We start from the raw sequence: 12,142 nt of genomic DNA, 5'->3' as shown, positions 1-12,142 counted from the left end.
AAGCCAAATGGCTTTTTTTAGTAAGGGAATGATATAATATATAAGAAGAGGCGATCATATGGAAATCAAAGAAATCAACACATCTGATATACAAACAATTTTCTCATGGAAATACCCGACTCCTTATCAACAATATGATATGCCATCCTTAGAGGTCGCAAAAGAGCAAGGCTATGCGATCCTTGATCCAGCAAAACAACATGTTTTTCACACCTTATATAGGGAAGATGCATGTGTTGGTTACTTTCGCAGTTATCAAATAGGCGATAAGACATATCTTGGCATAGGACTAGCACCATCGTATTGTGGAAAAGGAATAGGAAAAGAAGCACTCCATGAAATCCTTTTGTATTATGCAAAAGATTTGAGGGAGTTGTATCTGGAAGTAGATTTCCACAATATACGGGCAATCAAATGTTATCGAGAATGTGGATTTTTACTTACCCAGCTGTATCAAAAGAAAACATCCGCACAAACTATGCGGACGTATCTTCAAATGCGGTTTACTTTTTAGCTTCTTCAATATAAGTATCTAATAAAGGATATAGCCATTGTTTTAAGGACTGGCATTTATATCCTTTTTTCTTTGCTTTATCGCAATTGATAGAGAAGGATGTAAAGCCATTAAGTGGTGCTTTGTCATCACACTCCGTAAGAATAGCTTTTTTACCAGTTTTTGTTTCAACATAGCCAATGACTTCCTGCAAAGTAAGGGTTTCAGGTGAAGCTGTCTGAATGACCTCATTCAAACGTTTGTTGGATAAAAATGCTAAGAATCCACCTGCATCCTTTGAGGATATCAAAGGAAATTCTGCATCCAGATTATCAATATACATTGGTTTGCCTTGTACAATATGCTCTACATAATAATATAAACGTTTGGTGTAATCATCTTCACCAAAAACAAATGGGAAACGAACAATGGCTGCTTTCTGAAAAGCATACACCTGTGTTAACACACTTTCTGCCTGACGTTTTCCTTCCCCATAATCGAAATCATCACGATTTCCCATAAGCAGACGATATTTATCGCTATCGAAATAGCATTCTCGCATATTCATATCATTTTCCTTATAAACGGATACAGTAGATGTCAGAATATAACGATTGCAATGAACAAAGTTTAAGATATTTTTTACATCGTTGGAGCAATAGGCAATGTTATCATAAACAATATCATATGTTGATCCTTGAAATGCCTGTTTCATTGCTTTTAGATCATTTCGATCTACATGAATACGTGTGACCTGATCGCCAAATGTATCGGGTGTTTGTCCACGTGTTGCTATGGTGACATTATGCCCCATCGCTAATAAATCATTCACCAGATGGATTCCGAAATAACGTGTTCCACCTAAAACCAATATATTCATATTTCAATCCTCCTATTAATTTTTTATATTATAACATAGAATTTTTAAAAAATGTTTAAAAATTACATTTCCTAAGTCATAGGAAGTAAAAAATAACATTTTTCCTGTTTCAAGAGTATAATTTAGATATATGAGGATGAGGTGACTGCATATGAAGCATAAGAAAAAAGAAACAAAAGTACAAAAGATCATTACCAATTATGGAATGATGCTTGCAGGAGCACTGATATTTGCGTTGGCATGTAACTGTTTTATTGTGCCTAGTTCATTAAACAATAGTGGCGTCATTGGTTTTTCTCAGATTGTGCGTGAAGCATTGGATCGATTCACCTTTATCCATTTGCCGATATCTACTGTTGGTATCTTAAACTTTTTATTCAATATCCCATTGTTAATGCTGGCATGGTTTAAAATATCTAAAAAGTTCTGTATCAATACATTGTTATGTGTTGGTGCTCAAACTATCTTTTTAACGATTGTGCCAATTCTGGAGAAGCCTATTTTAGATGTGATCCTGGCTAATGCGGTAATTGGTGGTATCATTGCAGGTGTTGGAAGTGGATTTATGCTGCGTGGTGGAAGCTGCAGTGGGGGTATTGATATTTTAGGTATGTATTTGAGTATCAAAATGCCAGATTTCAGTATTGGCAAGCTTGCAGTTGTATTTAATGCATGTGTCTATGCAGCATGTGCTGGTTTATATGATTTAGAAATTGCGATTTATTCTATTATCTACAGCTATTTTATGAGTCAGATGGTGGATAAGATTCATTATCAGAATATCAAAATGAGTGCGACAATATTCACAAAAGTTGATCATGTGGATAAAGTGATTACATACAGTTTACGCCGTGGAGTCACCTATTGGAAAGGCAGTGGCAGTTATACGGATGAGGATACATATGTCATTATGACTGTGGTTTCTAAGCAGGAAGTCAATCGGTTGAAACAAATCGTTCATGATTGTGATCCGAAAGCCTTTGTGATCTTTAATGAGGGTATGAATATTGATGGTAATTTTGAAAAACGTTTAGCATAAGAAAACAGCTGTTCACGATTGGACAGCTGTTTTAATAAATATACGTTCAAAATCTTGTTTGGCAATCGGTCTAGAGATATAAAATCCCTGGATACAATCCGCATGGATATTACATACCGTATCCCATTGTATTTGATCCTCTACACCTTCGATTGTTACTTTAATACCAACACTATGACATAATCGAATGACAGCACCGATAAAATCAAGATTAAAGGTATTATCATGAATGGCATTGATAAACAGACGATCGATTTTCACAATATCTGCGGGCATTTGTGCCAGCATGCCTAAAGATGAATAACCAGTACCAAAATCATCCATTGCGATCTTTATGCCTAATAATCGAAGGCTTTGGAAGATGCCTTTTAAGGCTTCCATATCTGTAACGAAATAGCTTTCAGTAAGTTCAATAACAATATGCTTGGGTTTTAAATCATTCTCTTTTAATATTTTCTGTATAAAAGGAATAAAATCAGAATCCAGCATTTGTAGATAAGATACATTCACATTCATCACAAAGTCAGGTAAATACGCTGTCCACTTTTTACATGTTCTTATAGCCTGTTCTAACACCCATTTGCCAACTTTAATGATCCATCCACTGCTTTCTAATAAAGGAATAAATTCGGCAGGAGAGATAACCCCATAAGTATCACTCTTCCATCTAAGCAAGGCTTCTGCACCTTTGATATTGCGCGTTTTTACATTTGTTAAAGGCTGGTAATACACTTCAAAGTTTTCCATATCTTTTACAATTGCGTGAGATAATTGATCACTGATTTCCATAGAGCGATTCTGTGCCTGTATTAAATCAGATGAGAAGAAGGTACAGGTGTTTTTTCCTTTTTTCTTACTGGCATCAAGGGCACATGATGCATATTTGATCAAATCTAGATAATTGTCGGCATCTTTTTGAAGAATTGCGGCACCGCCAGATACACTACAATAATAAGATACACCATCAATAAAATGATGAGAGTTACAATAGGCATGGAGCTTCTGATAAGATTCATAAATTTCCTGTGCATCGGCATCAGGATAGAAAATCGCAAATTCATCACCATCAAAACGAAACATCAATGCATGTTGGGGCAGCATACGTAAAACATCTTGTGCAAACTGACGAAGTACGTTATTTCCAAATATATGATCATTCAAAGCATTGATACGGGAGAAATCATCTAATCCCAATAATAGAATCCCACCATGATCATGTTCCTTTTCTAAATAATGACCTACCTGTAAAGCACATTCACTTTGAAGGAATAAGCCGGTGATCGGATCAATTTTACGCTTGTTTCCAAGATTGGTCACAATACCTGCGAAAATGGTTGTATCTCCTTGTGCATTGCGCTGTAAAAGGCCACGGCAAACCACCCAGATATATTCATTCTTACGATTTTTAATTTGATATTCTACATTATGTTCATTTGTAATGCCATTCAGCATTTCGTCTATTGAATTATAGTAAGCCGGTTTATCACGATCGATAATTAAATCTCCCCACACATCAATCAGATTATCCACGATACGCCCAGGTAAATCAAAGTCTTGAAACATGTTTTCAGAAACGAGAGATTGTCCAGTTTGGATATTCGTGATATAAACATAATCATCTGTGCTGCCTGTGATGGCTTCATAAAAAAGATAAGGATCTATCGAGAAGTCTTTGAATAATGTTTTACTGTCCATAGCGCGCCTCCCTTAATACTATAAATATACCATGTTTTAGGCTTTTCGGATAGCTGGAACGCATCTTTTTTTACGCATTCTTAAGAATTTATGACGATTTCTACCGCATTCTTGATGATGAAATCAATTTGCGATACAATGTCATACAAGGTAGGCGGTGAGTATATGAAAAAGAATTTTAAGGTCCGTATCTTATGTGCTATCTTATTTCTTGGCATCAGTGGAATTGTGATGTATACGATTTATTCACTTTCGGCAGAGAATGGATATGAATCCAATATGCGAAGTGAAATCGTAACAGAAAAGATAAAAGAGGAAGTAAGTTCTAAGCTGGAAAATAGTGAAAAGGGAATGTTGTTAAGTGAGAAAATCAAATATTTTGTGATTATGCATTCGCCATATGGCAGTGACTGGAATGCGAATATACGAAAACTGGCGCATTTTTCTATTTATTTCGCGCTGGCTTGTATGGTGTATATCACACTTGCTATATTAGGGGTAAATAAAACCATGCGTTTTATTTTGACAGTTGGTATTTGTTTCTGTTTTGCATTTGGTGATGAATATCATCAAAGCTTTACAGGCAGAACCAGTTCTATGAGTGATGTATTTCTAGATACGTTTGGTTCTCTTTGTGCGACCACAGGTTTAACGATTATTTCATTGTTTTTTAGTGGGATTCATTCACTTGTTAATTTGGCATATAAAGAGGATTAGGGATGGCGATTTGCCACCCTTTTTCATACTTTAGATTATAGATATGTATGATAAGAAACAGTAAAGTTCTTACAACATTGAAAGATGGCGATTTGCCATCTTTTTTCTTAAGGATTTATTGTATAATAAAGGTTAGGTGATGAATATGTATAAAATAATGATTGTGGAAGACGATGAAGCAATTCAAAAAGAGTTAGATGTATTACTAAGAAATCAGGGATATGATGTATGTATCTGGAATATGAAGGAAGATATTGTATCCTTTTTAGAAGCAGAAGGTGCGCATGTAATTTTATTAGACATCAATCTTCCTAAAGAAGATGGTTTTACCCTGTGTACTCGCATACGAGCTAAAAGCAGTGTGCCTATTATCTTTGTGACCAGTCGTAACAGTGATATGGACGAGCTTTGCTCCATGACCCTTGGTGGGGATGATTTTATCACAAAACCATATAATCCCTCTGTGTTGCTGGCACATCTACAGGCAGTTATTAAACGTAGTTATCAACATGTAAGTGAACATATTTATCAACATAAAGGTGTGAGTTTAGATGTCGCATTATCCAAAATAACCTATGGAGATAAAGATCAGGAATTAACCAAAAATGAAGTGCGTATTTTATACTATCTGTTTCAACATAAAGGTGAAATTGTCCCAAGAGATGATTTGATTGATTATTTATGGGATAACAAACTGTTTATCGATGATAATGCACTCAGTGTGAATATTACACGTATTCGTAACAAACTACTGCAGATGGGCGTAGAGGATTTTATTATCACCAAACATCGTCAGGGGTATTACATATGAGTTTAAAAGATTATTTAGAGGATCATATTGGCTTTTTGGTGACATGTTTCCTGTTTTTAATGCTGGAAAGTTTTTTATTATTGCTTTTGGGTGTGGAAATCAGTATGGTCGTCATGTTAGGCTGTGTCTGGGCAATTTTGTTTATTGGATATTTTGTGTTATCTTTCCATCGTAAAGAAAAGCGTATGAAAGAGCTGGAGCAAATGTTAAACCAGTTAGATCAAAAATATCTGCTGCATGAAGTTATGGGAAGCGGTGGAAACAGTGAAGAACAGTTTTATCGTTATTTATTGCGTATGGGGAATAAAAGCATGCTGGAACATGTTTCAGGAATCGAGCGTACCCGTAAAGATTATCAGGAATATATTGAGCAATGGGTGCATGAGATCAAGACGCCGATTGCCGCAATGAAGCTATGGGCAGAAAATCAGGAGGGAAAGAAAAAACGGGAAGCATATACCCAGTTAGAACGTATTGAACATTATGTAGAACAAGCATTATTTTATGCGCGCAGCGAGAATGTAGAAAAAGATTTTTGTATACAGAAAATGGATATCAAAGAAGTTGTACAGGAAGCCTTATTGCAATGTAAATATTTATGTACCAGCAATGGGATTCATGTGGATATACCTGAAGAAAGCTATTGGATACGCAGTGATGAAAAATGGATTGTATTTTTATTAAATCAATTGATTGAAAATGCAGTAAAATATCGTCGAAGTGATATTGACAGCACGCTTTCTATTTTTATTGTGGAAAAAGATGATGAAGTGGAACTACATGTGAAAGATAATGGTATTGGTATTTGCGCAAATGATATTGCTCGTATCTTTGAAAAAGGCTTTACCGGAGAAAATGGAAGAAATGCCAATCGTCATGCGACAGGTATTGGATTATATTTATGTAAGAAATTATGCCATGATTTAGGCATCGACATCGATGTAGTTTCTTCACTCATGCAAGGATGTGATATGATTTTGTCCTTTCCTTCTTACAACTCTGTAAGGGAATTGTAAAATAACCTGATACAGAAAATTTCATCTTTACGATATACTGTAAGACAAGGAGGGATGATCATGTGTTTATTAAAAGTTGAACATGTACAGAAATATTATGGCAATGGTGGTAATATCACCAAAGCATTAAATGATATCAGTTTTGATATGAAAGAAGGCGAATTCGTGGCGATCATGGGGGCAAGCGGCAGTGGAAAAACAACCCTGTTGAATGTCATCAGTACCATTGATACCTTAAGTGCAGGGGATATCTATGTGCGTCAAGAGAATATCTCCACAAAGAAAGAAAAACAACTGGCTGCTTTTCGTAAAAAGGAGCTTGGCTTTATCTTTCAGGATTATAATCTGTTAAATACGCTGTCCATGGAAGAAAATATCGCATTACCATTGACACTATTAAAAGAAAAACCGGCAGTCATTGATGCTTCTGTGAAACAAATGGCAAAAACTTTGGGTATTTTAGATATCCTGGCTAAATATCCATATGAAGTAAGTGGAGGACAGCGTCAGCGAACAGCAATCGCAAGAGCTTTGATTCACAAACCGTCTTTGATATTGGCAGATGAACCAACCGGTGCCCTTGATTCTCATGCTTCTTATTTGTTTATGGAAGAATTAGGAAAACTGAATGAAGAACGCCATGCCAGTATCCTGATGGTTACACATGATGCTTTTTCCGCATCTTATGCTAAACGTATCTTGTTTTTAAAGGATGGGCGCATCTTTAATGAAATCTATCGAGGTGAATTAGACCGCAAGGCTTTCTATCAGAAGATTTTAGATGTAATGACATTGCTTGGCGGTGATGTACATGCTGTACGTTAAACTCACATTGCGTAATTTAACGCATAGTATCAAGGAATATACACTGTTTATGGCGACAATGATTATGAGTATGACATTGATGTATGCTTTTTTCTCGCTGGCACTAAGTAATCGTATCCTAAGTATCTTTTATACATTTTACAGCTTTTTACCCATCGCGATTTTCGCAAGTATTGGTGTTACGCTGGTGCTTGGCTGGATGATTATATACATTACAGATTTTATCATGAAGAAACGAAGCCGTGAATTTGGTTTGTATTTATTGTCTGGAATGAAACGAAGCAGTGTCGCATTGATGTTTTCTGCGGAGCAGCTGATTATGGGAGCCATTGCTTTAGTTATTGGCTGTATACTGGGTATGATATTGTCGCAGGCATTAGAGGCAATTTTATTTCAGGTATTTGGACAGGATTATCACTTTGTTTTATCATTTTCTTTGCAAGCATTTTTACTAACCTTGGGATGCTTCGTGTTAATTTATATATTAGAAGTCATACGGGAAATCCGTTTAATTCATCGTTGTACCTTAAAAGAACTATTTTATCGCAAAGATGAGCATACAACCATTCATGTATCAAAAACCAAAAGCGTATTATGCTTTATTGCTGGTGCAATCTGTATGGGAGTCTGTATCTGTATTGTATATATCTTTTATTGTTCTCTCAAAGATAGCAGCATGCGTGGAGATATAAATTCCATGATGCTGTCCATTTTGATGATGATTTTATCCATCTATTTGATCTATCAGGGAATATCCCAGGTTGTCATGTTGTTTCTTCAAAGATGGAAACAAAAGAAATATAAAGGAAATATGATGTTTTTAAGTGCACAGTTATGCACGAAAATCAAACGAAACCGTTTTGTTTTAGCAACTATTTCCGTGTTAACGATCCTGATTATTTCACTGATGATCATGAGCATGCAGTTAAAAAATGTTTATGATAGAAAAATAAAAGAAGAAATACCGTTTGATATTATGGCATATTCCAGTGAAACCTTAAATGAGGATGTATTATATGACTATTTAAGTAAGCATGATATGAGTTATCAGGATCATTTTTATCAAATATATCACAGTGATGCGATTAACGAAAATCTTAGAAATGCTCTTTTTGATACGCCATTTGATTATCCCGGAGTAAAGACCTATATCATAAAGGAAAGTGATGTCCAGGCACTATTGAAGATAAAAGGCTATGATCCATTAAAACCGTTGAGTGAACATCAATATGGTTTGCTTGTGACACCAGAACTAAAAAAACATATGGAAGCCTTTATGAAACAGGGAGAGGTAGAAGCAAATAATCAGAAACTATCCTGTGCGTATATAGAAAGCTCACGTATTGGACAGGCAGTGTATGTGGATTATTATTTAATCCTGCTGGATGCCTATGTGGAAAACTGTACAGTCAAAGCAAATGTCCTTGTGATGAATGTAAATGGAACAATTCCGGATACATTATATGAAGAAACCCAAACGATTCTAGATACTCATGAAGATGGCATTTATCTATATCGTGTAAAACCATACTATATTAAAGATCAATTATCTGTATATACTATGGTAATCTTTGCTTTATTATATGTATCCATGATCGCGGTATGTATTCTGGCAACAATCATTGCGACCCAGCAGCTTTCTGATATGAATGAACAAAAAGAAACCTATCATATGATGTGGAAAATGGGATGTGATAAAAAAGCAATCAAGAAATTATTATTCCAACAGGTAAGCTTTTACTTTTTTATACCATTGATTTTACCATGTCTGTATCTTCCATTTGTAATCTATGGGATAGATGTATTCTTTTCACTACTGGTATATGATGTACCAACAATGACTTTCAGCATCTTAGCGCCAATCATCTTCCTGTTGATTTATGGCTGTTACTTTATTTTGACATATCAAAGCTGTAAACGAAGTATGGAGGGATAGATGGCATGTATTTAAAATTAACAATGCGTTGTGCATTACGAAGTATAAAACAATACAGTATCTTTATGTTTACCATAACCATGGTCATGACATTACTTTATGCATTTCAATCTTTGATGTTCTCAGAGCAGATTATTAGATTGTTTGGAGCACATGTGGACATGCTATATGCCTTTTTGATGGTCAGTATTTTATTAGTTATCGTGATGACATGGCTCATTGGATATATTAGTGGGTTTATTATAAAAAATAGAAGCAGAGAATTTGGTATCTATTTATTATCGGGTATTGAGCGTAAAGTCATTGCACGCATGCTTGTGGTCGAAATGTTTTTTATGGGATTTTTATCCTTTATCATCGGCTGCTTTTTAGGAAGCTTTTTATCTGAAGTATTGCGTATGCTGATTTTACAGTTCTTTTCTAAAGACTTTCAGTTTGTCTTTCATTTCTCCATTGAAACGATGGGATCCACCTTCCTATATTTCCTGTTTATGTGGATATTGACATTATGGAAAGAGCGAAGAACCATCATGAAAGTCAATATCAAAGAGTTGTTATATGAAGAAAATAAAAACGATCCCGTTGTCAAACACCGTTTCATCAAATGGATGGTATTACTAATTGCATGTATATGCTTCTTTTTTGGAATCATCGCCACAAAAAAGGGCATATTGGATATGCTTTATGGAGAAGGATCGCCAGTCTTATTAATAGGTGTCATATTATTGGTTATAAGTAATTATGGGTTTTATTATGGTATGATTGCTTTGTCAGATGCTTTTGTGAATAGGCAAAAAAAGATCAAATATTCCTTTGGGATACTGCCGCTTTATGGACATATCAAAGGAAGAATCAATGGCAATCGTATGGTATTAGCAACATTATCCATGTTGTTGATTTTTACCATTATGTTAAGCAGCTTTGCATTAAAACTATACGACTCCTCCAACGTGCAGATGGATATCATTTGTCCTTATGAGCTACAGATTAATGCTACAGAACCATTTAAAAGCGATGAAATCAAAATAATGCTAGAGAAAAAAGGATACCAAATACAGGATGATATATTTTGTTTATACTCATGTGCAGATGCAAAAACAAATGTGGACATGATTTTTACACAGGATCAGGCGATATATGGAACATCATTTATGAAAGAAAGCGACTATCAAAAACTGTTAAAGTTAAAACATAAGACAGCAGCTTCCATACCTTCTCATGGTTATATCTTATTGGTAAATGAATTTGATAAAAAAAGAGCGGAAGAAAAAGGCATACAGCTGAGCATTAAAGATGAAAAAATGGTGCCTTTCCAAATTAGAAATGATTCTATTGGACAACTGTACGATGATGTAGTTTTTGTAGTAAAAGATGAAGTTTTAAAAGACAGTCAGATGCTCACATGTTCTTATGTCGCAGACAGTGATAAACCATTCCCTATAGGAATGGAAAAAGAAATAACAAAAAGTATAAAATTGCCACTATATGCGAGTATAAATGTCCGCAGTGATACACAGCAGGCATCCATCAGTTCTTCTGTAACAATTATTTTCGCATTATTTTATTTATCTTTTGTATTTATTTGTATTGCGGCAACGATTATGGCAACACAACAGATGATGGATGCGACAAGACAGAAATATGAATATGAATTAATGCATCAATTAGGAATGGATAAGGCAGAAATCTATGCGATTCTACGTAAACAAATTGGTATCTACTTCTTTGTGCCGATGATATTGCCAGTTGTGTATATATTTCCATTATTATATATTGTTAATTTACTGTTTCTAAGGATACCGGGAAACTATTCTATTTATACGGTTGCATTTGGATGTATGCTTTTGTATATGGTGATCTATCTTTGTTACTATATGATGGCATATATCGGTTGTAAACGAAGTCTTGATTTAAAGTAGCTATAGCATAGAAAATGTCCTGTGTGAAAAAATGGGTATGGTTTACCTTTTCTGTCATTTCTGCTATACTGTAAGATATGTTGGATGGAGGTATACATCATGTTACAAGATTTATTATCAAATTGGATATATATATTACCAGCTGTATTTATTGCTTTTTCCTTTCATGAATTTGCACATAGTTTTGTTGCATATAAATTAGGTGATACTGCACAGAAGGAAAGTGGCAGATTATCATTGAATCCAATCAATCACATTGATCCAATTGGGTTTATCAGTTTGGTATTGTTTGGTTTTGGCTGGGCAAAGCCGGTACAAGTCAATCCTTATATGTTTAAAGATCGTAAAAATGGAATGATACAATCTGCTGTGGCAGGTCCATTAGCTAATCTGATCTTAGGGTTTGTCTTTACCATTCTTATGCAGTTGACAATAAAAACAGGCCTTTTCATCAATGGACCTGTTGGGAATTACTTATATTACTTCTGTGTATATTCTATTGTGATGAATGTTGGTTTAGGCGTATTTAACCTGATACCATTACCACCACTAGATGGTTCTAAGATTTTAATGGGAATTCTGGATGAAGAAACATACTTTAAGATTATGCAGTATGAACGCTATATCGCAATATTTATGATTGCGATTCTATTATCAGGAGTGTTGGATGGACCATTACTTTATGTAAGATCTGCTATCATTGATTTCTACTCCAATATTGTATCTAAAATTTTATTCTAAGAAAAAGAAGCGGCTTATTCTGATACGATTCTCAAAAGTAGACAGTACAAATAATTAAAACGTACTGAAT

The 12,142-nt window shown here is 34.8% G+C and carries 11 protein-coding genes; 9 read left to right on the top strand and 2 right to left on the bottom strand.

Annotated features, from left to right (window positions below; genetic code table 11):
- Nucleotides 1-58 precede the first annotated feature (58 nt).
- A complete protein-coding gene (locus DW114_RS13350) occupies nt 59-514 on the top strand; it encodes a GNAT family N-acetyltransferase (RefSeq protein WP_117454233.1) in 456 nt (151 codons plus the stop codon).
- Here the strand turns inward: DW114_RS13350 and DW114_RS13345 are convergent.
- Nucleotides 504-1,373: an NAD-dependent epimerase/dehydratase family protein gene (locus DW114_RS13345; protein ID WP_117454232.1), complete on the bottom strand. Its 870-nt coding sequence runs from the start codon at nt 1,371-1,373 to the stop codon at nt 504-506. The genes DW114_RS13350 and DW114_RS13345 overlap by 11 nt on opposite strands.
- A gap of 151 nt (nt 1,374-1,524) precedes the next feature.
- On the opposite strand from DW114_RS13345, the gene DW114_RS13340 reads away from it, so the two are divergent.
- On the top strand, nt 1,525-2,412 hold the full coding sequence (locus DW114_RS13340; protein ID WP_117454231.1) for a YitT family protein: 888 nt from the start codon (nt 1,525-1,527) through the stop codon (nt 2,410-2,412).
- A 12-nt stretch (nt 2,413-2,424) separates the two neighbouring features.
- Here the strand turns inward: DW114_RS13340 and DW114_RS13335 are convergent, their stop codons facing one another.
- Nucleotides 2,425-4,107 carry a bifunctional diguanylate cyclase/phosphodiesterase gene (locus tag DW114_RS13335; RefSeq protein WP_117454230.1) on the bottom strand — a complete coding sequence of 561 codons (1,683 nt, stop codon included), beginning with the start codon at nt 4,105-4,107 and terminating at the stop codon, nt 2,425-2,427.
- A gap of 165 nt (nt 4,108-4,272) precedes the next feature.
- Between DW114_RS13335 and DW114_RS13330 the strand changes: the two genes are divergently transcribed.
- From DW114_RS13330 to DW114_RS13300, 7 genes are all read left to right on the top strand, one after another.
- The gene (locus DW114_RS13330; protein ID WP_117454229.1) at nt 4,273-4,824 is read left to right on the top strand and encodes a VanZ family protein; all 552 of its coding nucleotides are present in this window, start codon (nt 4,273-4,275) and stop codon (nt 4,822-4,824) included.
- A 145-nt stretch (nt 4,825-4,969) separates the two neighbouring features.
- Nucleotides 4,970-5,635 carry a response regulator transcription factor gene (locus DW114_RS13325; RefSeq protein WP_117454228.1) on the top strand — a complete coding sequence of 222 codons (666 nt, stop codon included), beginning with the start codon at nt 4,970-4,972 and terminating at the stop codon, nt 5,633-5,635.
- Complete coding sequence (locus DW114_RS13320) at nt 5,632-6,651, top strand: sensor histidine kinase (RefSeq protein WP_117454227.1); 1,020 nt, start codon at nt 5,632-5,634, stop codon at nt 6,649-6,651. The genes DW114_RS13325 and DW114_RS13320 overlap by 4 nt, the downstream gene beginning before the upstream one ends.
- Nucleotides 6,652-6,711: 60 nt before the next feature.
- On the top strand, nt 6,712-7,476 hold the full coding sequence (locus DW114_RS13315) for an ABC transporter ATP-binding protein (RefSeq protein ID WP_117454226.1): 765 nt from the start codon (nt 6,712-6,714) through the stop codon (nt 7,474-7,476).
- Complete coding sequence (locus DW114_RS13310; RefSeq protein ID WP_158552270.1) at nt 7,463-9,412, top strand: FtsX-like permease family protein; 1,950 nt, start codon at nt 7,463-7,465, stop codon at nt 9,410-9,412. Before DW114_RS13315 ends, DW114_RS13310 begins: the two co-directional genes overlap by 14 nt.
- Before the next feature lie 5 nt (nt 9,413-9,417).
- Complete coding sequence (locus DW114_RS13305; protein ID WP_117454224.1) at nt 9,418-11,331, top strand: FtsX-like permease family protein; 1,914 nt, start codon at nt 9,418-9,420, stop codon at nt 11,329-11,331.
- Between the two features lie 99 nt (nt 11,332-11,430).
- Entirely contained in the window at nt 11,431-12,072 is a 642-nt protein-coding gene (locus DW114_RS13300) for a site-2 protease family protein (RefSeq protein ID WP_117454223.1), read from the top strand.
- The last annotated feature ends 70 nt before the right edge of the window (nt 12,073-12,142 follow it).

The organism is Absiella sp. AM09-50 (genome assembly GCF_003433845.1).
GTDB lineage: Bacteria > Bacillota_I > Bacilli_A > Erysipelotrichales > Erysipelotrichaceae > Hoskinsella > Hoskinsella hominis.
Note: the sequence above shows the minus strand (reverse complement) of the source record. Positions and strands in the feature narration are given on the sequence as shown.